The 24,384-nt window shown below is 35.4% G+C and carries 30 protein-coding genes; 7 read left to right on the forward strand and 23 right to left on the reverse strand.

What is annotated here, in order from left to right; all coding sequences use genetic code 11:
• The first annotated feature begins 31 nt into the window (after positions 1-31).
• From MUA51_RS08630 to MUA51_RS08640, 3 genes are read left to right on the forward strand one after another with little or no spacing between them, the layout of a single operon-like run.
• Positions 32-493, forward strand: a complete 462-nt coding sequence (locus MUA51_RS08630) for a DoxX family membrane protein (protein WP_262560891.1) — start codon at positions 32-34, stop codon at positions 491-493.
• Positions 468-1,151, forward strand: a complete 684-nt coding sequence (locus MUA51_RS08635) for a response regulator transcription factor (RefSeq protein ID WP_262559389.1) — start codon at positions 468-470, stop codon at positions 1,149-1,151. The genes MUA51_RS08630 and MUA51_RS08635 overlap by 26 nt, the downstream gene beginning before the upstream one ends.
• On the forward strand, positions 1,152-2,180 hold the full coding sequence (locus MUA51_RS08640; protein ID WP_262559391.1) for a sensor histidine kinase: 1,029 nt from the start codon (positions 1,152-1,154) through the stop codon (positions 2,178-2,180).
• 71 nt (positions 2,181-2,251) lie between these two features.
• On the opposite strand, the gene MUA51_RS08645 is transcribed toward MUA51_RS08640, so the two are convergent.
• The 10 genes from MUA51_RS08645 to MUA51_RS08690 all read right to left on the reverse strand — a co-directional run bounded on the left by MUA51_RS08645 (position 2,252) and on the right by MUA51_RS08690 (position 11,285).
• Positions 2,252-2,758, reverse strand: coding sequence for a hypothetical protein (locus tag MUA51_RS08645; protein WP_262559393.1), 507 nt, complete (start codon positions 2,756-2,758; stop codon positions 2,252-2,254).
• Entirely contained in the window at positions 2,751-4,112 is a 1,362-nt protein-coding gene (locus MUA51_RS08650; RefSeq protein ID WP_262559395.1) for a sensor histidine kinase, read from the reverse strand. Before MUA51_RS08650 ends, MUA51_RS08645 begins: the two co-directional genes overlap by 8 nt.
• Positions 4,102-4,785 carry a response regulator transcription factor gene (locus MUA51_RS08655; protein WP_262559397.1) on the reverse strand — a complete coding sequence of 228 codons (684 nt, stop codon included), beginning with the start codon at positions 4,783-4,785 and terminating at the stop codon, positions 4,102-4,104. The genes MUA51_RS08650 and MUA51_RS08655 overlap by 11 nt, the downstream gene beginning before the upstream one ends.
• A 10-nt stretch (positions 4,786-4,795) precedes the next feature.
• A complete protein-coding gene (locus tag MUA51_RS08660) occupies positions 4,796-6,094 on the reverse strand; it encodes an SLC13 family permease (protein ID WP_262559399.1) in 1,299 nt (432 codons plus the stop codon).
• 64 nt (positions 6,095-6,158) lie between these two features.
• Positions 6,159-7,334, reverse strand: coding sequence for a glycerate kinase family protein (locus MUA51_RS08665; protein WP_262559400.1), 1,176 nt, complete (start codon positions 7,332-7,334; stop codon positions 6,159-6,161).
• A 157-nt stretch (positions 7,335-7,491) separates the two neighbouring features.
• Positions 7,492-8,220, reverse strand: a complete 729-nt coding sequence (locus MUA51_RS08670; protein WP_262559402.1) for an amino acid ABC transporter ATP-binding protein — start codon at positions 8,218-8,220, stop codon at positions 7,492-7,494.
• Positions 8,217-8,936, reverse strand: coding sequence for an amino acid ABC transporter permease (locus tag MUA51_RS08675; protein WP_262559403.1), 720 nt, complete (start codon positions 8,934-8,936; stop codon positions 8,217-8,219). Before MUA51_RS08675 ends, MUA51_RS08670 begins: the two co-directional genes overlap by 4 nt.
• Positions 8,917-9,696 carry an amino acid ABC transporter substrate-binding protein gene (locus MUA51_RS08680; protein ID WP_262559404.1) on the reverse strand — a complete coding sequence of 260 codons (780 nt, stop codon included), beginning with the start codon at positions 9,694-9,696 and terminating at the stop codon, positions 8,917-8,919. Before MUA51_RS08680 ends, MUA51_RS08675 begins: the two co-directional genes overlap by 20 nt.
• 157 nt (positions 9,697-9,853) lie before the next feature.
• A complete protein-coding gene (locus MUA51_RS08685; protein WP_262559405.1) occupies positions 9,854-10,210 on the reverse strand; it encodes an MmcQ/YjbR family DNA-binding protein in 357 nt (118 codons plus the stop codon).
• Positions 10,211-10,289: 79 nt separating this feature from the next.
• Positions 10,290-11,285, reverse strand: a complete 996-nt coding sequence (locus MUA51_RS08690) for an NAD(P)H-dependent flavin oxidoreductase (protein ID WP_262559406.1) — start codon at positions 11,283-11,285, stop codon at positions 10,290-10,292.
• 120 nt (positions 11,286-11,405) lie between these two features.
• Between MUA51_RS08690 and MUA51_RS08695 the strand changes: the two genes are divergently transcribed.
• Positions 11,406-11,987 carry a TetR/AcrR family transcriptional regulator gene (locus MUA51_RS08695; protein WP_262559407.1) on the forward strand — a complete coding sequence of 194 codons (582 nt, stop codon included), beginning with the start codon at positions 11,406-11,408 and terminating at the stop codon, positions 11,985-11,987.
• Between the two features lie 89 nt (positions 11,988-12,076).
• On the opposite strand, the gene MUA51_RS08700 is transcribed toward MUA51_RS08695, so the two are convergent.
• Positions 12,077-13,174, reverse strand: coding sequence for an ArsR/SmtB family transcription factor (locus MUA51_RS08700; protein ID WP_262559408.1), 1,098 nt, complete (start codon positions 13,172-13,174; stop codon positions 12,077-12,079).
• A gap of 102 nt (positions 13,175-13,276) precedes the next feature.
• Here MUA51_RS08700 and MUA51_RS08705 point away from each other — a divergent pair, with 102 nt between their 5' ends.
• The 3 genes from MUA51_RS08705 to MUA51_RS08715 are packed head-to-tail and all read left to right on the forward strand — an operon-like array spanning position 13,277 to position 16,375.
• A complete protein-coding gene (locus MUA51_RS08705; protein ID WP_262559409.1) occupies positions 13,277-14,182 on the forward strand; it encodes a ThiF family adenylyltransferase in 906 nt (301 codons plus the stop codon).
• Complete coding sequence (locus MUA51_RS08710) at positions 14,166-15,023, forward strand: methionyl-tRNA formyltransferase (protein WP_262559410.1); 858 nt, start codon at positions 14,166-14,168, stop codon at positions 15,021-15,023. The genes MUA51_RS08705 and MUA51_RS08710 overlap by 17 nt, the downstream gene beginning before the upstream one ends.
• Complete coding sequence (locus MUA51_RS08715; protein WP_262559412.1) at positions 15,020-16,375, forward strand: MFS transporter; 1,356 nt, start codon at positions 15,020-15,022, stop codon at positions 16,373-16,375. Before MUA51_RS08710 ends, MUA51_RS08715 begins: the two co-directional genes overlap by 4 nt.
• A 603-nt stretch (positions 16,376-16,978) precedes the next feature.
• Here the strand turns inward: MUA51_RS08715 and rpsI are convergent.
• The 12 genes from rpsI to infA form a co-directional block, all read right to left on the reverse strand.
• On the reverse strand, positions 16,979-17,371 hold the full coding sequence (gene rpsI / locus MUA51_RS08720) for a 30S ribosomal protein S9 (RefSeq protein ID WP_229709397.1): 393 nt from the start codon (positions 17,369-17,371) through the stop codon (positions 16,979-16,981).
• A gap of 19 nt (positions 17,372-17,390) precedes the next feature.
• Positions 17,391-17,828, reverse strand: coding sequence for a 50S ribosomal protein L13 (gene rplM, locus MUA51_RS08725; RefSeq protein WP_095117598.1), 438 nt, complete (start codon positions 17,826-17,828; stop codon positions 17,391-17,393).
• A gap of 188 nt (positions 17,829-18,016) precedes the next feature.
• Positions 18,017-18,823 carry a tRNA pseudouridine(38-40) synthase TruA gene (gene truA, locus MUA51_RS08730; RefSeq protein ID WP_262559413.1) on the reverse strand — a complete coding sequence of 269 codons (807 nt, stop codon included), beginning with the start codon at positions 18,821-18,823 and terminating at the stop codon, positions 18,017-18,019.
• Positions 18,824-18,838: 15 nt separating this feature from the next.
• Positions 18,839-19,642 carry an energy-coupling factor transporter transmembrane component T family protein gene (locus tag MUA51_RS08735; RefSeq protein ID WP_262559414.1) on the reverse strand — a complete coding sequence of 268 codons (804 nt, stop codon included), beginning with the start codon at positions 19,640-19,642 and terminating at the stop codon, positions 18,839-18,841.
• Entirely contained in the window at positions 19,632-20,498 is an 867-nt protein-coding gene (locus MUA51_RS08740; protein WP_262559415.1) for an energy-coupling factor transporter ATPase, read from the reverse strand. Before MUA51_RS08740 ends, MUA51_RS08735 begins: the two co-directional genes overlap by 11 nt.
• The gene (locus MUA51_RS08745; RefSeq protein ID WP_262559416.1) at positions 20,495-21,304 is read right to left on the reverse strand and encodes an energy-coupling factor transporter ATPase; all 810 of its coding nucleotides are present in this window, start codon (positions 21,302-21,304) and stop codon (positions 20,495-20,497) included. The genes MUA51_RS08740 and MUA51_RS08745 overlap by 4 nt, the downstream gene beginning before the upstream one ends.
• Before the next feature lie 354 nt (positions 21,305-21,658).
• The gene (gene rplQ / locus MUA51_RS08750) at positions 21,659-22,027 is read right to left on the reverse strand and encodes a 50S ribosomal protein L17 (RefSeq protein ID WP_037567144.1); all 369 of its coding nucleotides are present in this window, start codon (positions 22,025-22,027) and stop codon (positions 21,659-21,661) included.
• Positions 22,028-22,043: 16 nt separating this feature from the next.
• The gene (locus tag MUA51_RS08755; RefSeq protein WP_095117603.1) at positions 22,044-22,988 is read right to left on the reverse strand and encodes a DNA-directed RNA polymerase subunit alpha; all 945 of its coding nucleotides are present in this window, start codon (positions 22,986-22,988) and stop codon (positions 22,044-22,046) included.
• 75 nt (positions 22,989-23,063) lie between these two features.
• Positions 23,064-23,453: a 30S ribosomal protein S11 gene (gene rpsK / locus MUA51_RS08760; protein WP_014613235.1), complete on the reverse strand. Its 390-nt coding sequence runs from the start codon at positions 23,451-23,453 to the stop codon at positions 23,064-23,066.
• 24 nt (positions 23,454-23,477) lie between these two features.
• On the reverse strand, positions 23,478-23,843 hold the full coding sequence (gene rpsM / locus MUA51_RS08765) for a 30S ribosomal protein S13 (protein WP_095117604.1): 366 nt from the start codon (positions 23,841-23,843) through the stop codon (positions 23,478-23,480).
• A gap of 22 nt (positions 23,844-23,865) precedes the next feature.
• On the reverse strand, positions 23,866-23,979 hold the full coding sequence (gene rpmJ, locus MUA51_RS08770) for a 50S ribosomal protein L36 (RefSeq protein WP_002509257.1): 114 nt from the start codon (positions 23,977-23,979) through the stop codon (positions 23,866-23,868).
• Positions 23,980-24,011: 32 nt separating this feature from the next.
• Entirely contained in the window at positions 24,012-24,230 is a 219-nt protein-coding gene (gene infA, locus MUA51_RS08775; protein WP_001118443.1) for a translation initiation factor IF-1, read from the reverse strand.
• Between the last annotated feature and the right edge of the window lie 154 nt (positions 24,231-24,384).

The following is a 24,384-nucleotide window of genomic DNA, read 5'->3' on the forward strand; positions in this document are numbered from 1 at the left end:
CTATCTCTTTTAATTAAAGGAGGCAATGATGATGAACACAATATGGAAACTAATCATTTTACTCATTAGAATGGGAAGCGGGATCGTCATGTTAATGCAAGGATTTGAAAAACTAACAGGTGGGTTTGCAATCAGTGGATTAATTCCTGTCGTTCAAAAAAGCCCAGATATTCCAGAATGGTATAAAACTTTCTTTGCCAATATCGTAAATAATCAACTTGATCTATTTCAATGGTTGATACCACTTGGCGAAATTGCAATTGGTCTTGGATTAATTCTTGGCATCTTATCATATACTGCCAGCTTCTTCGGCGTCTTCGTAATGTTAAATTATCTTTTAGCAGATATGATTTTTACGTATCCATTACAGTTGTTTTTCTTTATAATATTATTAATGAACAAAGACATCTTAGATTCAATTGATTTATTTCGCTTTTTTAAAAGAAAAAAACTAGGGAATGATATACATGGAACACATACTCATAGTGGATGACGAACCAGATATTCGTGATATATGTAAAACTTATTTTGAGTTTGAAGGTTATACCGTATCGACTGCTAACAATGGCCAAGAAGCATTAGACCTGTTGGATGCCTCTATCGATCTCATCATTCTAGACATTATGATGCCAGACAAAGATGGCTACACCGTTGTGAAAGAAATGCAGGCACGTCAATTAGAAATTCCATACATTTATCTCACAGCGAAAACAACAGAATCCGATGCAATATATGGCCTTATGCTTGGGGCAGATGATTATGTCAAGAAACCATTTAGCCCCCGTGAACTCGTTATTCGCGCTAAAAATATATTAAAACGTGTTAAGCACACACCTGCCGCCCAAGATACTTTAACATTTGGAGCGCTTTTTCTAGATAATTTGACAAAAACCGTGACAATTCATAAAGAAACAGTCAATTTAAGAGTGAAGGAGTTTGAATTACTGTGGTATTTCGCAACACATGAAAATGTCGCTCTATCAAAGACTGATTTACTCGAACAAGTATGGGGCTATGATTACTACGAAGATATGAATACGTTAAATGTTCACATTCACCGCTTGCGAGAAAAACTCGAACAACACAGCTATGATGACTATGTCATTACAACAGTTTGGGGACTTGGTTACAAGTTTCAAAGGAGGCATTAGATGACAATTCGCAAACAATTATTCCTTTCCTTTGTCACTTCTGTTATCATCACAACACTGTTCTTATTCATTCTTTATAAGTTAATGTGGTTCGATGCACAACAAACATTGTTTCTCACACTTTTTTCAATGATTTCCAGTATGATGACTATGATGATTGCATTGACTTTTATCGTTCCAACAATTCATAAAATTGAACGTCTTAATAAAGAAACACAGAAAGTATCGGAAGGTGATTTCAATATTGATCCTATCACCATCTCATCTCCATCAGAACTGAAAGAGCTAAACGACTCATTCAAAGTAATGGTGCGACGGGTTGAACAACAAATGTCTCAGATTAAAGATGAAGAAGCTGAAAAGATGTACATGGTTCAAAACTTAGCCCATGATCTAAAGACTCCGCTTGCAAGTATTAAGTCTTATTCTGAAGCGTTACGAGACGGCATGATTGATGGTACGACTTCTCAACAACACGCATACAATGTATTGATTAATCAAGCCGATCGATTAAGTCATATGTTTGATGACTTAACATCTATGGTGAGTGTCACAACACATTCACAAGACAAAGTCTCCTTACAAGTCGATCAATTGCTGATAGCAATATTGGATCCCTACCAACAGCAATTGGAACAAGAACACCGCTCAATCACTGTAAACGCAGATACGTCAATTCCACGCTTTATGCAAGATAAGGTGGTGATTGAACGAATTGTTTCAAACTTCTTTGATAATGCTTTGAAATTTTCAGAAACTGGAACACCCATCGATGTCAACGTTAAACAACTGTCACCAAGTGAATTAGCAATTTCTGTGAGAGATGAAGGCACAGGGATTGAATCAAAATATTTGAATCGTGTATTTGAACGAACATTTCGTATAGAGCCATCACGCAATCTTGATCGAGGCGGTTCAGGTTTGGGCTTATATATTGCTCAAACACTTGCACATCAGATTGGTGGCCATATTGAAATCCAAAGTACGTATGGTAAAGGAACAACCGTAACATTGTATTTTCCTATTTAAATGATAAACAGGCAATCAGCAGTAGAGAACGTCTCTATTGCTGACTGCCTGTTATTTTCATTACTACGATATTAATCATCATCCATTTCGTCATCATCATCGTCCGAATAATAGTAGTAGGGATTCGGTTGAACTTGTACATTGGATTGTGGCGTAGAATTTTGTACAGCTGTTTCATTCTGTGTCGGCTGTATCGCTGCTGATTGTGCCGTCTCTTGTTGCGTCTTTTCACGTTCTGCTTTCTTTTTATTCTTACTTTCTTGCTGTACCTTTTTAGTCTTTGGCTCCGTCTGTTTCTCTTGCTTTCTTTTAACAACTTTCAAATGAGATATTTTCTCTGTCCTTCGATCAAGTTGAAATTGAAAATATTTCTGCTCATCTTCAACTGTCACTTTAAAATGACCTTTATCTTCAGATGCATCAAAACGCTTGATTTGTCCTGAATACCGTTCTTTCACAATCGCTTTCCCATCTTCGGCACTCAATAACGTCTTATTACTTTGAAATATCATCATTGCCAACACTAAAGCAAGCACAAAGATAATTGTATACAAAATAGGTTTCATCAATTTATTCAATGACATGCTCCTTCATTTTAAGTGTTACATTCGTCCCTTCCCCCACAGTAGAGACAATATCAATCAATACATGATTCTGTTGTGCGATTTCTTTCGCAATATACAAGCCAAGTCCGCTTCCGCCGTTTTCTCTCGTGCGTGCCTTGTCCACACGATAAAAGCGATCGAAAATTTTATCTAAGCTTTCTTCAGGAATTCCTTCTCCGCTATCAACAATGTGAATTTGAATGTCTTCTTTTATTTCATCGACATGAATATTTATTTGATCATCACTATACTTTATGGCGTTATCTATAAAAATCGTAAACAATTGTATCAATTGCTCCCTATTTGCTGTGATATAAACAGGTCTTGATGTATCAGTCAAAACAATTAAACGATCATATGCTAACATTAATTTGCTTATCAAGCTGTCCAGCACTTCAACGACATCAAACTGTGTTAATTCCACTTGCTGTTTCTTTTGATGAAAAGAAGTGATTTGTAGCATTTGTCCTGCCAAACTTTTCATTCGTTTTGACTCTTCATGTATGACATCTAAACCTTCATCAAGGAGTTCTGGCTTTTGTTTGCCGAACCGCTTCAACATTTCACTATAACTGTGAATCACTGTAATAGGTGTTTTAAGTTCATGAGATGCATTCGCTATGAAACGCTGCTCCTTTTCTTCTTGATCACTCAATCGCGTCATCATTAAGTTAAACGTATCCGTTAAATCATCTAACTCTTTAGAAGTATGCTCCAATTTTTCAACTTTTTGATAGCCTTTTGTCTTATAAATGTTGGACATCTTATTAATCAGCAGATGAATCGGTTTTAAAATATTATGTGTAATAATCATATTCAAAATAAAAATAATCAACGTCAACATAACGGTTGAACCAATTAATATCCATTTGAGTGTTTCAAAGGATTCATGTTTCATGTCCACATTTTCGTAAATTTGTAAATTCACCGTTTCTTTATTTTCCCAAACAACCGGGATAGAGACCATCACAAAATAATGTCCGTCATGTTCCATATATCGATCCACTTGCTGATTAGAATAGCCCGTCACAAGTGATCGGTAGTCCTTGTTCGTCATAATGTGCAGTTTGCGTTTATTTTTATCATCGACAATCGCAATCGAACCATCTGATAATAGGTGATTAACAATAATTCTTTCATTATCTCCATGCTGATTCTGTGACTTTTCTAATTCCTTAATAATATTAATCGCTCTATTTTCAATTTGATGTACTTCACTATGAATCGCGTTCCGCTTAAATGTCATATAAACAAATACATTCACAATCACTAAAGTAATGACAATCATCACCGTTGTGTACATTTGAATCTTCGTTCTAAGCTTCATATGATGTATCCTTCAACATATAACCGATGCCTCGTACGCTGGTGATGTAATCATGAGAAGGACCCAGTTTTTTGCGAATGTAACGCACATACACATCAACAATATTTGTATCTCCCACATACTCATATCCCCATACTTCATCAATGATTTGTTCACGTGCTAATACTTGATTTTTATTGCGTATGAAATAATACAGTAAATCATATTCCTTTTGAGTCAAGGAAATATACGTATCATTGACGTAAACTTCACGAACATTGGGATACATTAACAATTGCTTAAACGTCAACACTTCTTGGGTTATTTCTTTCTGTTTATCTTTCAAATGTACACGTATTCGTGCTAATAATTCTTCAATTTCAAATGGCTTTGTCATATAATCATTCGCACCGCTATCCAGTCCCCCTACCTTATCCATCACTGTATCTCGTGCAGTGAGCATAATTATGCGTGTTTCTGTATCAGACATTCTAATACGACGTAACACTTCTAAGCCATTCAACTCCGGAATCATGACGTCTAACAATATTAAATCTACCTGTTCTGTTTCATATATATTTAACCCTTGTCTTCCAGTATGTGCTTTAGTCACTTGATAACCTGCATATTCCAATTCTAGTTCAATCACTCGTGCAATTTTTTCATCATCTTCAATAATCAAAATATGGTCCATAGTTCACCTCTTAAAGTGTTAGTCCAATTGGTTGCCAATAACAATAATAAAATAGCACCATCAACATAATATAAACAGGCGTTAAAATCAAACTCAGCTGTATCAGTTGCTTAGATGTAAATCCTGCATGCCCCTCAAAAAATACCAATAATGCTTTGGAACTGACAGGGAAGGTCAGACAATAATTCATTCCTATAAGTGCAATAAATACGACTGATGTAGCGTTCAGATGATATAACTCGGATAAGACTAAAAAGCTCGGGATTAGAACGACTGCTCGTGTTGTATGACTCGTAATAATGAGATGTGACAGCACCGTGATGATACATATCAATATGAGCAAAATACCATCATGTATACCCTTTATAGTTGTTAGTCTGGAAAATAATGATTCTTGCAATTGATCAATTACCTTGTATTCCACTAACAATGTGCCCAATGCACTCGCAGCTGCCACAAACAAAATCAAATTCCAATTGATGAACTTTAGACTCTCTTTGAAAGAGATCATGTTAAAAATGGGTAGTGTCATTATTAACGCAATGAAAAAAGTAACGACAGCAATATCAATTTGATGTAGCCATTCCGTCAACCAGAAAATAATCGTCAAAATTAACAAGAGCAGCGTCTTTTTTTCATGTCTCGTATATGGCTGACTTATCTCTGTATGTGTATCGACATGAATTGTCACATGACGCATATGCGTAAACCGATATATCACCCATACTGAAATGATGGCAATAACAATCCCAAACGGTGCAGCTAAATATAAAAATTCAAAATAACTCAGTGTTTCTTTATTTTGTGCTTGTAATAACCCCATGCCAATCAGGTGACTTCCTGCACCTAATAATGTTAAGTTAGATCCCATCAATATGAGAACAGGAAATACTAAGCTATAAAATGTTTTAAATTGCGGTAACTTAGCGATAATTTGTTGATATAGTGGAAGCAATATCACAGCACGAGATGATGTCGATGGAATCACGATACTCACTAACTGTACTAGCCCAAAAATTAACCGATTCATTTTACGTGTATGTCCTTGTTTCAATACCCACATTGTCATGCGTTGAATCAATCCGCTTTGTTCTAATACACCACTGATCATAAAAGCACCAATCATCAACCAAATAATATCTTGGTTAAACGAATGAAGTAATAATGATTTGGGTAACCCAAGCACAACCCCAGTTGTCAGCAGTAGCAATGCGACCAATGTAGGTGGCAGTGACGTCGTTACAAACAGTATCAATGATACAACAAACAAAATAATGCTTATTTTGCCAAAATAATCAAAATCACTCATGCCCATGACTATAACGGCAACCAACAAACAACAAATAGTAACGATTAACGTCCGATTTGATTGGTTATACAACATGTGATTTCATCGCTTTTCCGATAATTATTCCAATCATCACTTTACGCATCGCATTTTCCGCACAACTTTTTAGCCATCTACTCGCATCCATTATCGAATCTTCTAATGTCGCAGGTTGCGGAATAATACTGACAAATGCATCAATACCGTTATCATAATTGATTTTTGCATTTTTACCGATTGTACCTGCTAATGCAATCACTGGCTTCTGATACAACTTCGCAATCCTTGCAACTTCTGACGGTATTTTGCCGTGTGGCGTTTGATAATCTAAGCAACCTTCCGCTGTAAAGACTAAGTCTGCGCTTTGAATCGCATCTGATATTTGAATATATTTCATGATAATTTCAAATCTCGGATGCAACTTCGCACCACAAATCGCAATGAGACCTGCACCTAAACCACCTGACGCCCCTGTACCTTGACCGTATTTTAAGTTTTTCGTAGATATTTCTCCATAAAGCTCCGCTAAATATTCTAGGTTTTGAGATAATAAAGCGACTTGTTCTGGCGTCGCCCCTTTTTGCGGACCATATACTCTTGCGACACCTGATTCCCCACAAAGGATATTATCCCAGTTCACAGCAACATCAATTGGGATACGTTTAATATCCACATTTAAACCACTATAATCTATTTTATGAATATGATGAATATCACCGCCACCAACGACTTGTATTGGTTGACCTGATGCGTCATAGCAACGAACACCGAGTGCTTGTGCCATGCCAATACCACCATCATTGGTCCCTGAATCACCACAGCCAATTAAGATGCGCTCTGCTCCGTCAGCAATCGCTTTTAAAATCATTTCTCCAACACCATATGTCGTCGTTTTCAGTGGGTTTCTCATATGTTTAGGAACATTTTTCAACCCTGCGATAACAGCCATTTCAATGACTGCAGTTTGTATACCATTTTCATAAAAGACACCATAATATGCATCAATTTCTTCACCTATGGGGCCTGTCACTTTATGATGAACCAGCTTCCCTGACTTCAACTTCACAATCGTCTCAGCAAAACCTTCTCCGCCATCTACCATTGGAATCACATTCACATCATGTGAATTTTCCACTTTATCGATTCCTTGCTTAATCGCCATGCCCACTTCTTCTGCACTTAAACTCTCTTTGAAACCAGATGGAATTACTACTATTTTCATATCCCGATTCTCCTTAACGTCTATCATTCATTGACACTAATATAACGTGAGATTATTGGACATTACTTAAGCAAAAATTAAAAAACGATTAGAATTCTTTCAGTCAAAATAAAAAATAGCCATACCAAGTTAAAACAACTTGATACAGCTACTATTTCTAAACGTCTATGACATTAAAGAATTTCTTCAATTCTTCTGTTTGTGGTTGGTTAAACAGTAATTCTGGCTTACCTTCTTCGCCAATGAGACCTTCATTGATGAAAATAACACGATCTGATACTTCACGTGCAAAGCGCATTTCATGCGTCACAATGACCATTGTCATGCCTTCGTTAGCCAAATCTTTGATAACTTTCAATACATCATTCACCAATTCTGGGTCCAATGCGGAAGTTGGTTCATCAAATAACATCACTTTCGGATTCATGGCTAAGGCACGCGCAATCGCTACACGTTGTTGCTGTCCACCCGATAAAGCATGCGGTCTTTGATCTTTGACACTTTCTAGTCCGACCTTTCTAAGCAATTGTAATGCTTCATCATAGGCTTGTGGCTTATTCATCTTCTTAACAGTCACTAAGCCTTCCATAACATTCTCAATGGCTGTTTTGTGTGGAAAGAGATTATAGCTTTGAAAAACCATGCCTGATTGCTTTCTCACTTTGATCTGAGACTTTTTGTCATCATTTGTATAGGTTTCACCGTCGACAAATACTGTCCCTTCTGTCGGTAATTCCAACGTATTGATCATACGCAATAATGTCGTCTTACCGGAACCTGACTTGCCAATTAAGGTAATCACTTCACCTTGCGCAACTGAAAGATTAATCCCTTTGATGACTTCTTTATCGTTAAATGACTTTTTGATGTTTTGAAGTTCGATCATGAGCGATACCCTCTTTCAATATAAGATTCATAGTAAGATTGAACAATAGAGATAATAAAACATGTCACCCAATATAACAGTGCTACTAATAAATAAATGGTTAAAAATTCATATGTCGTAGATGCCACTTCTTGTGCTTTTCTAAACATTTCTGCCACTAAAATAAATCCTAATAATGATGTATCTTTTACTAAACTTAAGAATGTATTCCCTAGCGCAGGGACAGATACTCTAATCGCTTGTGGCAAAATAATACGTTGAACCGTTTGCTTATAACTCATCCCAATTGAATATGCCGCTTCAGTTTGCCCTTTTGGGATTGACATGATGCCCCCTCTTAGTATTTCAGAAGCATATGCCCCCACATTGAGTGACAAACCAATGATGGCTGCTACAACTGGAGACAAAGTCAATTGATTGTCTGCATTACCGGTTGCAAGCCTACCTATTTCAGGAATACCGTAAAAGATAATGAACAACTGTACGATCATCGGTGTTCCACGAATAATCGATACATAAAACCGTGCAATTCCTCTTAATACTTTACTGCTTGAAATACGCATTAACGCAGTAAACAAGGCTAAAATTAAACCAATAACAAATGTGACAATTGTTATTGGTATAGAGTACTTAATTAAGCCTTCTAACATAGGTAAAAAAGCTTGTTTCGCAGCATTTAATGCATGAAGCTGCTCATCATTTAGGTTCTGAAACATTTTCTCCGAACCATTTCTTACTAATTTTTTCTAATTCACCATTATCTTTTATTTTTTTCAAACCTTTATTGAAGTCTTCTACAACTTTGTCATCCGTTTTTTTGCTGAATGCAAACGCTGATTGGCTTTGTTCTGCATCACCTTGGATAGCTTTAATTTTCGCATTTGGTTTTTGTTTTTTATAATCTAAATATGAGATATTGTCATTGAAAGTTCCTTCAACACGATTAGATAATAATAAATCCATCGCTTGGTTGAAACCGTCAACTTTTGTAATCTCTGCACCTTTAGATTCTGCCAACTTACCATAGTTTGATGTTAATGTTTGTGCGAGTTTTCTATCTTTTACATCATCAAATGATTTGATCTCATCGTTATCTTCAGCTACAACTAATACACCATTTGAATATGTGTATGGATCTGAGAACTTGTATTTTGCTTTTCTTTCGTCATTTATTCCAACTTGGTTAGCGATGACATCGAAACGACCTGCATCAAGACCTGCAAACATTGAATCCCATTGTGTTTCTTTGAATTCTACGTCATAGCCCATTTCTTTCGCCACTGCTTTCGTTACTTCTACATCATAACCTGTTAACTTGTCGTTTTTATCATGGAATGTGAACGGCGCATATGTCCCTTCAGTTCCTACTACAATCTTTTTATCTTCATTTTTACTACTGTCTTTTGAATCACTGTCATTGCCACATGCAGCGAGTACAATTGCAAAGGCAACCATTAAAAACAAAATTCTTTTCATGATTATGTACCTCTATTCTTAGTTTTTTAATCAGATTAAATTTATTTTAGACGGAAAGACATTCCCTGTCAATTATAAAAACCGAAATATATCATGTCTTTTTCAACTTCTAACTAAAAGGGGGACATCTTTAAAAAATTCGTCACAACTTTTAATATTAACTCGTTAAATCATAACTCGATTCGATGAATTCTATCAGTTCATCAAACGATGCCAGTTCTTCCAAATTCAGTGTCACCCAGTTGGCTTTATTCATGTGATAAGCTTCATAAACACCCTTCTTTCGTCTCAATGCACCTATCAATTCCTTCTCAACCTTGACATTCATAACATCAATCACTTTATCGCAGTCTAATCCGATTTTATCAGCCGTAATGTCTACAATAAGTCCAAACCACTTATGATTCCCTTGATGTCTCAAAGCTACATAATTTGGATACTTCTCCCATGGATAGTCAGGTGATATACCATATGCTGTCTTCACATATTCTAGAATTTCATCACGTGTTATCATGTCATCATCTCCTATTTTTCCTATTATAATGATAAAAATAGCACCTTCCAATCAAATGACTTGGAAAGTGCTAATTCGTTTATGATTCGATTCCACGCATAAAACGATCTACAATTGCTGCTGCCGGCTCAATTTCATTCATAAATGAGATACCGAGACCAAATGATGCATAACCTTTCGTTAAATCACCAAATACCATACCATTACGCATACCTTTGTAACCATAATGCTTTTCAAAAATTTCTTGTTTCGTTGCCCCATTATCGCTCATCTCTTGGAGTTTATTTGGTAATTCACCCGGAATTGAACGATAGTAAGAACTATAATCGTTGTACATCAGCATATCTGTTGCATTGACCTCTTTAACTTGTTCTTTAATATTTTGCGCCATATTTGACTCTTCAGCCATTAAGAAAGCACTACCGACATAGATACCTTCTGCACCCAATACCATAGCTGCTTTTGCTGTACGTTCATCTGCAATACCACCCGCACCAAGCACTGGCACACGTCCATTCACTGCATCTACAATAAGTGGAATAATTGAGAACGTACCAATGACACGATCAGGTACTGTTCCCCCTTCGTCAAATCCAGTTGCTACAATGACATCTGCCCCGCCTTGAATTGCTTCTTCAACATTTTCTACTGTCGGTGTATGCGGACGGAAGATAACTTTTATACCGTTATCATGGTAATGTTTTGTCCATTCTTTATCAAATACACCTACCATAACTGCAACTTCAACACCCGTTTCTACCATGAGATCAAACATTGCTTGTGAAACTTCTTCAACTTCTGGTGATGGACTCACATTCATTCCGATTGGGTTACTTGTAATCGATCTTGCAATTTCAATTTCTTTACGCATATTTTCAACTGATTTTTCTAGCGTTTCCGACGTTTCAGTTTGTCCCGCATTAAAGCCTAATACACCTAAAGCCCCTGTCTTACTGATTGCACCAACAAACTTACCACTCGTTAACCAGAACATTGGTCCTTGTATAATGGGTTTTTCAATTCCTAATACTTCTGTTACACGATTTTTCAAAATAATCACCTTTTCTACTGTCATTTAATAAGGTCATTGTATTGTGCATCAAATCACAAAACAATGGTTATTCAAAGCTATAATGTTATTTATTTCACATAAACATGTTATAATGTCCTATATCTCAAAAAAAGGTGTTTTAGAATGAATAAAAATGATTTACGTTATAAAAAAACAGAATGGAATCTTCACCACAGTTATTTAACTTTACTAGAAACACTGCCATGTAAAGAGATTACAATTAAAAAAATTTGTGAGTATGCACTATGTAGCCGTAATACATTTTATTTACATTACACATCAAAAGACCATTTGCATGAATCAATGGTTAACACACTTTTAGACAAAATGTCTGCAGCATTCAAATCACACGTCAATCATGCGAAACAAATTGATACAAAGCTTTATCTTTCATATATAGAAGCGATTATAAATAGTGTCTTAGACAATAAACGAATGATGACGGTATTCGCAAAAAATGATAATGGGCTATTCTTCAAACAATTTTGCGAAAATATTGAGACTGCTGTTTATGACGAAACATCATCCATCTCTCAACAAGAAAATACTGCTATAAAAAAACTATATACAGCCTATCTTGCTGCCAGTCTGACTGGATTTATTTTTGAATGGCTCAGCAATGATGACATTACAGATGATATCGCTAAGAAAGCATTACACCAGATCCACATTCACACGATGTCTACCTTTACCAAGTCCTTATAGGCATAACAAAGCACTCACTTCTCTTTATGAAATGAGTGCTTTTAGTATGATTAGTTATTTTCTTTTTTATAATTCTTTTTCGGTGAATTTTATTTTTTTAAAAACTCATAAAAGTTTGGCATAAGTTCAGTAACTAACTGTGTAGCCTCATATAAAACATATTTCTTCACTTTCTTTGTTTTTAATAATTTGGCTTCTTTTAAAATTTGTAAGTGTCTAGAAATACTTGAATTACTCATTAAAAAAATTTGCGCTAAAGATTGAGTTGTACTCGGTTTATCAATAATATAATTCATAATCTGCAAACGTATAGGATCACTCAGTGCCTTAAAAATTATAATTAAATTTTCTGGTGTAGAATTATAGTAACTATTCTGTCCTGTAATATCATAAGTAATAGCAAGTCCTTGCTCAAAATTTTCTACAAATAAATGAGGCCAAACAAAATAACTAGGTAACAACATGATAGAATCACTATCTTGCAACTGGATTTTTTGGTCGAACGGTTTAATAATAATTAATTTTCCTTGACGCCAATGAATTCTATCAATTTGTGAATGGTTGAACATCTCTGCAAAACCTTTTTCTCTTAAATATAATGACTGCCTTTGTATTTCCTTTAAAAGTTTCTGTTTAATTGATTTTTCTTCCCAAGTTTTATCAAAAATTTCTTTTCGATACCAGTCTATAAATGTAAAGAGTCTACTATAAGCTTTTGATGCATCTCTTTCTAAATCATTAAATAATTCATTGCTCTTATCGAGAGTAAAATCTTTCCATTCTAACCCTTTTGCTAGCGTTGGGATAAAGGAGCTTTCTCTATCCTTAATTGTTTTTACTAAATCTTCAATTAATTGATTGGTAGGATAGTTAATAAGAAAATTCTTTAAATTCCATATCTCTTCCTCAATATCCATTGAATGATAACGAAAATTACAAAGTAAAATAGGAGAAACACCCAGTTCATAAAATAAGTTGAAATAATGTAGATTTTCATAAAATTCATCTGTTAATTTATCTTGTATCTTAATAACCCAATCTATATTTGTACCATGATGACGAGGGTTTAATAAGACATGCAAACTTCTAAAAAGTTCATTTAAAGGAGAATACACAAATTGTATTCTTTGTATCAAAATTTCATCTGTTTTAAGAGCATATTTACTAAATTCAATAGTAATAGGCATTTAGGTACCTCCACTTTACGATTCGATATTTTCAGAATCGTTTGATAATAAAGACGATTCATTGTATCATACTTATAATTTCTAGAAAAGAGGTTTTATATTATGATTCGCGACACTAAACACTTACTTTACACTGCCAAGTCCAATGAAGAAATGTACTGGGAACGAGTTAATAGAAGTCTAGGTTGGCTTGGAAATACTGAAACAGAACAAAAAGAAAGACAAGAAAAACTAAAGAATGCTGTTATAGGAATTGCCGGGACTGGTGGAATTGGTGGTCAACTAGCACAAAGACTCGTTAGACTCGGAGTAAGAAATCTAAAACTGGCTGATCCTGACACTTTCGATGTTTCTAATATGAATAGACAGATGGGTGCGGATTTAGAACATTTAGGTAAAAATAAAGCTGAAGTTGTAGCTGAAATGACATATGCCTTAAATCATGATGTAAATATTGCTGTTTACCCTGAAGGAATTACTCCAAAAACGGCTAAAAATTTTGTAGAAGACTGTGATTATATTTTAGATCAAATGGACTTTTATGAAATTGCAAATCGGTACGCATTACATCGTGCCTTTAGAAATTCAGATAAAGCAAAATTCATTTTTAAAGTTCCAACAGTAGCTCATGGTACTTATATTTTTAAATATACTAAAGAGTCCATGACAATTGAAGACGTATATGGAATTAATGAAAACTCACCTTTATCTCCTGAAGTTATTCATCGCCTAATGGAAAGAATTATTCCTAAAATGCCCAATTATCCAAGCCGTAAAACTCTGGATCATTGGTTTGTTGATTTGGAAAGAATGCCAATTTTTGCGGCATGTCCTCCCGTTGCCGAAGGTGTATTAGCAGAACGCCTGTCACAAGAAATAATAGGTATTGACCAATTACCAGATTCAGCCAGCATTCCCGTTCAACCAGGCTACGTCTACTTTGATACCTTAAGCTGGTCAACTGAAATTCACGAAGGAAAGTGGTGGACCGATGAATCAAAAATTTAATATCATCCTTTTTTCTGAAGTAAATTCAAAATTTGGGATGTCTTTTTTTAAACGAATTTATTATAATAATAACTTTGAAATAACGGCCTTAGTAACCACACCTAAAGGTAAACTCTGTTCGTATTATATTGGAGAATCCGATACTGTTGACTTAGAAAAATTTGCTTTTTCTAAAAATATTCCTGTTTATCGTCCAGATAACATTAAAACCGATTCCCTTTATGAAAGTTTAAAAATGCATTCTCCTGATTATCTTTTAATAGCTAATTATCAAATGATTTTATCGCCAAATCTCATAAAATTACCAAAATATGATACTCTGAATTTCCATCCAAGTCTGCTACCTAAATACGCTGGGCTTTCTCCGTTTTTTTGGATGGCTAAAAAAGGAGAGAAAGAAAGTGGTGTAACTTGTATTAAAGTTGTGCCCGTAATAGATGGTGGTGATATTGTAAAACAATTACCAATTAAACTCACAGGAAATGAAACAACTCGTGAAATTCGTGATAAACTTTTTGAGAAATCTATAGATTTACTTGATGAAGTACTCAATGATATTGTGCAACAATCAATAAAATCGTACCCTCAAAATATTCTTGAAAGAGATTACTTTAGTAAACCCACCGAGAGTGATATGCTAATTGATCATAATATTAAAGTGAACGAAGCATTATCAATTTTAAGAGCCTGTGCCCCTGAATCAGCCTTTTTGGATCTTGATACTAAAAAAATAAAGATTAATGCAGTTTCTTGGTCTCCTATGTCTAAAGGTATTATGTACCATTTAAAAGATGGTAAATTATACTTCATCCCTGAAAATCATAAGGAATTAAGTTCATGAATAGAAAGCTACAGGATTTGCTGATAATAATTATTGCTGGTACGGGAATGCTATTATCGACGCTTGATACAGGTATTATTAATGTGGCAATATCTTTTTTGAAAGGTCATTTTCAAACAACAACTGATATTATATCTTTCACCATAAGTGGTTATACTTTAGCATTAGCTGTCTCTATTTTACCTTTAGGCATATTAAGTGATAGCTATGGAAAATTAAAAATTTCTTATTTAGGATTTATTATCTTTGGAATAAGTTCATTAATTTGTGGTTTTGCTGATAGTATTCATTGGCTTATTGTAGGTAGAATCTTTCAAGGTATAGGAGCCGCAGCTTTACAAGCTACTTCAGCTGCCTTAATTACAACTTTAGTTTCTGAAAAGCGCCAAAATAACGCAATTAGCATTTTAGGAGTTATGATTGGTTTAGGTCCTGTCTTGGGGCCATTCTTACGTGGCATATTAATTTCTTTAAATCTATGGAATTTTATTTTCTGGATAAATATTCCATTTACAATTATTGCAATAATATGTAATCAGTATTTAATAAACAGATTGTCTGAGAAAACTAGTCAGCGACCATTTGATTATCTTGGTTTTTTCTTAAATACTCAAATGCTAGTTTTTCTATTAATAGGGCTATTTTTATTAAACAAACATCAATTCCTAGTAGTTAGTATATTATTAATATTATTAAGTTTGTTGCTTGGGACTGCATTTTATCACGTTGAATCCAACAATAGAAATGCATTAGTTGATATTGTAAATTTGAAAAACAATCCAAAGTTGATTAATTATCTTTTTCAAACTTTTGCCTTTGGTTTTGCATCTGCAGTAATATTTTTAATTCCTCCATTTATATTTCAGCAAATATATCATTTAAATATAGAACAAATAAGATTACTTGTTTTAGGAGCACCTGCAGGTTTAATTCTATTCTCAAAAATAACCGGTAAACTTAATGATGGGAGTAAAAACACATTATTTAGCCATTTTGGTTTAAAAATAATTCTGCTTTCTTTAGTTTTTCTTTTAATTCTATCTCCTAATTTGCCATATTTATTCTTAACATTAGGTCTATTTACTTATGGTATTGGAGGAGGATACTTTCAACCTGCTAATATCGCAAACATTATGCAAGAAAGTCCAATAGAACTACAAGGAAGTACTGGAGCTTTACAAAGAATGATACAAAATGTATCGATTTCAATTGGTTCAGCTATTGCTTCAACATGCATAAATTTGTGGTCAGACAATCTATTATTGGCTACTCGAATGAGTTGGGGGATCACACTAGTCATAATTTTCCTAAGTTTAAACGGGGTATCAAAATTATTGAAGCAGAAAAATTAATATAAAATTAAAACAAACCCTTATAGTTTGAAACTCAAAAGAGTATTAATCTATAAGGGTTATAACTTTTGCTTTTTCTCACCAGTTGTCACTACCAATTTGAAAATATAGATTTGAGATAAATGTAGACTTTTTAGAATTCTAAATGCTGTGACATTGTAAAACCTATAACTGTTATTTACTTTGTATGACTATTGTTCAGTCCTTCAGTATTTCTACCTACTATGACCTTTGCTGACTTCTCATCATTCGCTGTTACTACGACTTTTAGGTAGCTGATGCGACTTACCCATATATAAATTATTACTTTTCACAAATCTCACTGCATCATTTACTTTATTGAACTCGGATAGTATAGGGCTTTGTCTTGTATGGCAGACTCGTCCATTCCACATAGTCTTATATAATATTTCAGTTCGTCAGTACAAGTGTTTGCGTCCGACTCCCTTCAGATTCCCCTTCTCAATGGGCACCCTTGTCTTTCGCTAACAATTCTTACTACCAAACCTACAACAGACTTTCACCATCAAGTTATTAGCAATGCCGGTCGCACAAAAAAGCACTCTCCAACATAACATTGGAAAGTGCTTGCATAAAACGATATTAACGTTTTGAGAATTGTGGTGAACGACGTGCAGCTTTAAGACCTGGTTTTTTACGTTCTTTCATACGTGGGTCACGTGTTAAGAGACCAGCGCGTTTTAATGAACCTCTGTACTCAGGATCTGCTTCTAATAATGCACGTGCGATACCGTGACGGATAGCTTGTGCTTGTCCAGTGAAACCACCACCGTGAACGTTAACTAAAACGTCATAGTTACCTTTAGTTTCAGTAACATCGAATGGTTGGTTTAAGTCTAAGATTAATGATTCGAATGGTAAGTAGTCACGTACATCTTTACCGTTAACTGTGATGTTACCTTCACCTGGTACTAAACGTACACGTGCTACTGAGTGTTTACGACGGCCTGTGCCTTTATATTCAACTTGTGCCAATGTAATTTCCTCCTTCTAATTAACCACGTAACTCGTAGTTTTCTGGTTGTTGTGCAGCGTGTGGATGTTCAGCGCCACCATAGACAAATAATTTTTTACCTTGTTTTTCACCTAAACGTGAACTTGGTAACATACCTTTGATTGATTTTTCTAATAAACGTTCTGGGTTTGTTGCTCTTAATTCACCAGCAGTGATTGATTTTAAACCACCTGGGTGATTTGAGTGACGGTAGTAAATTTTGTCAGTTTCTTTTTTACCAGTGAATTGGATTTTTGAAGCGTTGATGATGATGACATAGTCACCTGTATCAACGTGTGGTGTATAAGTTACTTTATTTTTACCGCGTAAGATAGACGCTACTTCTGATGATAAACGACCTAATGTTTGTCCTTCAGCATCAATAACGTACCATTTGCGTTCAATGTTTGATTCGTTAGCCATGAATGTTTGACGCATAATTGAGTCCTCCTAAAAATAGATGTTTCTTTTTAATTTCAATCAGAAAACGATTTTGAATCCGTTGACTGTTCTCTTCCTGCTTCTATATCTTGTAACACAATAAGTTTCCGGGGCTTATCGTGGGGTGGATATAAAACAATACCGTTAACTATGATATAATTTATAAGCCCAAATGTCAATTGCTTTTAAGAATTTTGCGTTGATTTTTTATAATGAATTTTAATTTCTTCTCCAAAATCCTCTTGTAACGCTTCCGGACTTAAATATACCTTTTGTAAATAAAGTCCTTCTGCTGGTGCTGTATGTGGGACAAGATTACGATCCTTTGCTTCGAGTAGTTTGGGCACATCTGTTGCTTCTCGCTTTCCTTTCCCTACTTCCAATATATAGGCCATGATAACACGTACCATATTATATAGGAAACCAGACCCTGTAATGACAAAGTCTATTCCATCTGCTGTTTGTTCTACATGACTTTCGTATATCGTGCGCTCTTTACTTTCAACTTCTGTTTTTTGAGAACAAAATGATGTAAAGTCATGTGTCCCAATAAAATGTTGTGCTGCTTCATTCATCGCTGCAATATCCAATGAACTCGATTCAAACGTCTTCAATTGTGATAAGAAAGGATTGCGATGTTCTGCTTGATACACTGAATAGCGATAGGTCTTGCCTACACAGTCATAGCGGCAATGAAAGTTGTCATCAACAAACTGTACATCATGAACATAGATGTCGTCAGGTAGGCTTCTATTCATCGCATATTGCCATTTTGATGGTTCAATATTCAACTCTGTATCAAAATGAAAATACTGTTCTTGTGCATGCACACCACGATCTGTACGACTCGACGGGTGGATGCGTACAGGTTGCTTATGCATACGCTTTAGTATTTTCTCAAAATACCCTTGAACTGTGCGCCCTTGATTTTGAATTTGAAAGCCTAAAAACTGTCCCCCATGATAACTGATTTTCACTAATACTCTTGGCATCACTTTAAATCCTCTCTATATAATATAACGAATTGTCAAAGAGACAATCGTAATCGGGATAATACATAATAACGCGATTGTATCTTGTAATTGCCATTCAAGGCGTCGATAACTTGTACGTTCTGCATTGGCATCATAACCACGTACTTCCATCGCAATAGCGAGTTCTTCTGCACGCTGAAATGCTGAAATGAATAACGGGATAAATAGTGGAATAAATGCTTTAATTCTCGATATTAAGGAACCACTCGCAAATGCAGCGCCTCGTGATTTTTGTGCATTAATAATCTTATCGAGTTCTTCCATCAGTGTTGGAATAAAACGCAAGGCAATTGCCATCATCATGCTTAATGCTGATACAGGTATTTTCAAGTATCTCAACGGCTTGAACAACCGATCAAATGCATCTGTCAAATCGAGTGGACTCGTCGTCAATGTTAAGATTGTTGAAATAATCATGATATATGATAATCGTAAAACAATCAACACCCCTTCTTGCAAGCCATGTGAGTCAATTGAAATAATCCCCCACTCAAATAATCGTGTTCCACCTTTTGTTAAAAATAAATGCATTAACAACGTTAAACTTAAAAAAACAAACAGCGGTAACAATCCTTTTAGTAAAAACCACAGTGGGATACGTCCTAATCTTAAAAAAATGTATAGAACGAAGCCAAGCCATATATAAGCGAGCCAATCATGACTGAAGAAGGTAACAACAATAAATAAAAAAACAAACAAAAACTTACTACGTGGATCTAGACGATGTAATACAGAATCCAAGGGTAAATAACGACCAATAATCAACTTATCTTTCATGTTCGTCCCTCCACGCTTTATACATCTCCGCAAATTGCGCTTCTGTCATCGCAAGTCTATCAAATTGTATGTGCAATCGATCTTCTAAATCTCGTTGTAGCTGAACAATGTCTGGTAAGTCAAGATGCAATGATTGTACGTACGCAGTATCTCTAAATAGCTGCTCAGGTGTTTGGCTACTCATCACACGCCCTTTTGACATTACTTTCACTTCATCTGCATATGCTGCTACATCGTTCATATCATGGGTTACAAGGATAATGGTCTTGTGCTCTTTAACTTGTATTTCTTTAAATAATTGCATCACTTGTCTTTTACTCTTAGGGTCTAAACCAGCCGTCGGTTCATCTAAGACGAGGATATCTGGATCCATCGCAAGAATTGCAACAAGTGCAACTTTGCGCATCTGCCCACCTGAGAGTAAAAAAGGAGACTGTTTCATCATTTCCTCTGCATCTAGATTGAGCTTCTCTAATAATGACACTGCTTTTTGACGTGCTTTCGTTAAGTCTAAACCAAAGTTTTTGGGGCCAAACAATATCTCATGTTCCACCGTTTGCTCAAACAATTGAGATTCAGGAAATTGAAACACCATACCAATGCGTTTTCTCACTTTTTGTAATGTTTTATCTTTGGTTTTTCGTGTAACAGGCACATCTAATATTTGTAATTTGCCACGACTCGGCTTGAGAAGGCCGTTCAAATGTTGTATCAGTGTTGACTTACCAGAACCCGTTTTGCCGATAATCGCATAATACCGCCCCTGTTCAAATGTCGTTGTCACAAGATTGAGTGCTTGAAATTCATACGGCGTACGCTGCTGATAAGTATACGAAACATCTTCAAATACAATCATGTCAAACACTCCAATAATTCATTATAAGTTAAAAAACCTTTTTCCAAATCTAATAATCGTGCCATGCGCATCTCAAAGGGCATATCAAGACCATATGCCAACAAAGTATCTGCATGGGCAAATATATCATCAACCGTACCGGACAACACGACAGTTCCTTTATTTAACACAAGGACCTTATCTGATGTGACAACTTCAGATAAATCATGTGTAATTGAAAGTACAGTCATCCCTTGTTCTTGATTAAGATATTGAATCATCGACATAATCTCTTTTTTACCTTCAGGATCCAGCATTGATGTCGCTTCATCCAATATGATTAGCTTGGGTTGTAAAGCGAGAACTCCTGCAATGGCCACACGTTGCTTTTGACCGCCTGATAACGACGTGGGTTCATGGTTTTGTTTATCTTTCATATCAACATCTTTCAAAACTTGTGAGACAATGTGATGCATTTCGTCATAAGGGATGCACTTATTTTCAAGACCGAATGCGACATCATATTTTACAGTTGAACCGACAAATTGATTGTCAGGGTTTTGAAATACAAAGCCAATGTGATGGTGAAATGCCGACAATGAAATATCCTTGATCGATTCTTCTTCAATTTTAATATCTCCATCAAATGTACTCTCTACACCAGCAATGAGTTTTGCCAATGTAGACTTACCAGAGCCGTTATGGCCGACAATAGAAACCCAGTCACCTTTATTCACAGTAAAGCTAACATCATTTAATATCTGTTCAGTCTCTTCATCATAACGGAATGAAACATTTTGTACTTGTAATAATGGTTCTTTGGACATACGATTCACTCCCTTAATTGATGAAATAAAATGTATCTCTATACTTGCACTGGTGGTTTAATATTTAATCTAATTGTGTCATATCAGTTACAATAACATACCATTTCATTTTACCTAAAAAGTTGACGACTGTACAACCTTAGAATACACGTCAACACAAATAAGACCCGCACAATGGCAGGTCTTATACGATGATACTAAGTATATGCATAAAAAAGCGCGCACCCCATCCTATTGAGATCACGCTATATCTTCAATATTTAGTTGGATGGGATGCTCTGAGCTAGACAATATCTGTATGTGGCAAACATTATCGTTGCACTCATTTGCTTTAAATGTAGTAGTGTGTATTGATTATACTAATTCGATAATTACTGTTAAAGCGCCGTCACCTTTACGAGGTGCAACTTTAACGATACGAGTGTAACCACCTTGACGTTCTTGGTAACGTTCAGCGATTTCACCGAATAATTTTTGTAAAGCTGTTTGTGTTGTTTCATCTTCGTTTAAGATTTCAACGTTACGTAATGTTTTAGCTGCATTACGACGAGAAGCTAAATCACCTTTTTTACCTAAAGTAATCAATTTTTCAACAACACTGCGAAGTTCTTTCGCACGCGCTTCAGTAGTTTCGATACGTTCGTTAACGATTAATGAAGTTGCTAAATCGCGTAACATTGCTTTACGTTGATCTGACGTACGACCTAATTTTCTGTAACCCATGAGTTAACCTCCTTTATCAATCTTCTTTTCTTAGGCCTAAACCTAAGTCTTCTAATTTGTGTTTTACTTCTTCAAGAGACTTTCGACCTAAGTTACGAACTTTCATCATATCAGCCTCTGATTTGTCAGCGAGTTCTTGTACTGAGTTGATACCCGCACGTTTCAGACAGTTATAAGAACGTACAGATAAGTCTAATTCTTCAATAGACATTTCAAGTACTTTTTCTTTTTGATCTTCTTCTTTTTCAATCATGATTTCTGCATTTTGCGCTTCATCAGTTAAACCAACAAAGATGTTCAAATGCTCAGTCATAATTTTCGCAGCTAAAGAAACTGATTCTTGTGGTGTGATTGAACCATCTGTCCATACATCTAAAGTTAACTTATCAAAGTCTGAACTTTGACCAACACGTGTATTTTCAACTGTATAGTTCACACGCTCAACTGGTGAGTATAAAGAATCAACAGGGATAACACCGATTGGCATATCGCTTGAGTTATTTTGGTCTGCTAAAGCGTATCCGCGTCCTTTGTTTGCAACTAAGCGTAGTTTGAAGTGACCACCTTTAGAAACTGTTGCAATTTTAAGGTCTGGATTCAAGATCTCAACATCACTGTCATGTGTGATATCTTTTGCAGTGACTTCGCCTTCTTCTTTAACATCGATTTCTAGTGTTTTCTCTTCTTCTGAATAAATTTTAAGCGCTAGCTTTTTAATATTCATTACAATCGTTGATACATCTTCTACAACGTTATCGATTGCTGAGAATTCGTGTAAAACACCTTCGATTTCGATATATTTCACAGCCGCACCTGGTAATGATGATAGTAGGATACGACGTAAGGAGTTTCCTAGTGTAGTACCGTAACCACGTTCTAGTGGTTCAACAACGAACTTACCGAACTTAGCATCATCACTAACTTCAATTGTTTCAATTCTAGGTTTCTCAATTTCAATCATTTACATATCCTCCTTAAATACGTCGATTTGTATAAAATATAAATTTTTTAACCGTGTGACAAAGTAAATTTAAAATTATACGCGACGACGTTTTGGTGGACGGCAACCATTGTGAGGTACTGGAGTAACGTCTTTAATAGCTGTTACTTCTAAACCAGCTGATTGTAAAGCACGGATCGCTGATTCACGACCTGGTCCAGGTCCTTTTACAGTTACTTCAACTGATTTTAAACCGTGTTCCATTGCAGCTTTTGAAGCTGTTTCTGAAGCCATTTGTGCTGCGAATGGTGTAGATTTTTTAGAACCTTTAAAACCAAGCGCACCTGCAGATGACCATGATAAAGCATTACCAAATTCATCTGTAATAGTTACAATTGTATTGTTAAATGTAGAACGGATATGTGCTACACCATTTTCAATATTCTTTTTCACTCTACGTTTACGTGATACTTGTTTACGTGCCATAGTACTATTTGCCTCCTTTACCTATTATTTTTTCTTGTTAGCAACAGTTTTAACTGGGCCTTTACGCGTACGCGCATTGTTTTTTGTTTTTTGACCATTTACTGGTAAACCACGACGGTGGCGGATACCACGGTATGATGAGATTTCCATTAAACGTTTGATGTTTAAGTTAGTTTCACGGCGTAAGTCACCTTCAACTTTATAACCATCAACAACTTCACGAATACGACCTAACTCATCATCAGTTAAATCTTTTACACGTGTATCTTCTGAAACATTCGCTTCTGAAAGAATTTTTTGTGCTGTTGCTTTACCGATACCGTAGACATATGTTAATGAAATTACTACGCGCTTATCACGTGGGATATCAATTCCTGCAATACGTGCCATTATATTTACACCTCTCTTTTAATTAACCTTGTTTTTGTTTGTGTTTAGGGTTTTCACAAATTACCATTACTTTACCTTTACGTTTAATGACTTTACATTTTTCGCAAATAGGTTTCACTGATGGTCTTACTTTCATTTTTTATACCTCCTTCAATGATGGAGTGACAATTATTTATAACGATATGTGATTCTGCCGCGTGTTAAATCATACGGAGACATTTCAACTGTTACTTTATCGCCAGGTAGAATACGAATATAGTTCATGCGAATCTTACCACTTACATGTGCAAGAATCTCATGGCCATTTTCTAATTCTACTTTAAACATTGCATTTGGTAAAGTATCAAGTACTGTACCTTCAAGTTCGATTACGTCTTGTTTCGCCATTGATTAACTCCTCCTTTTCAGTTGTAAGGATTCTAGAATATCAACTCGATTATAGTAGCCTGGATTTCACTTCAAAATCATCATTATCATTAATGTCACATAATTTGTTTCAACTAATTTATTACTAACGACTTCTTAAAAGCGAATTGCATCC

The organism is Staphylococcus sp. IVB6214, from assembly GCF_025558585.1.
Classification (GTDB): Bacteria; Bacillota; Bacilli; order Staphylococcales; family Staphylococcaceae; genus Staphylococcus.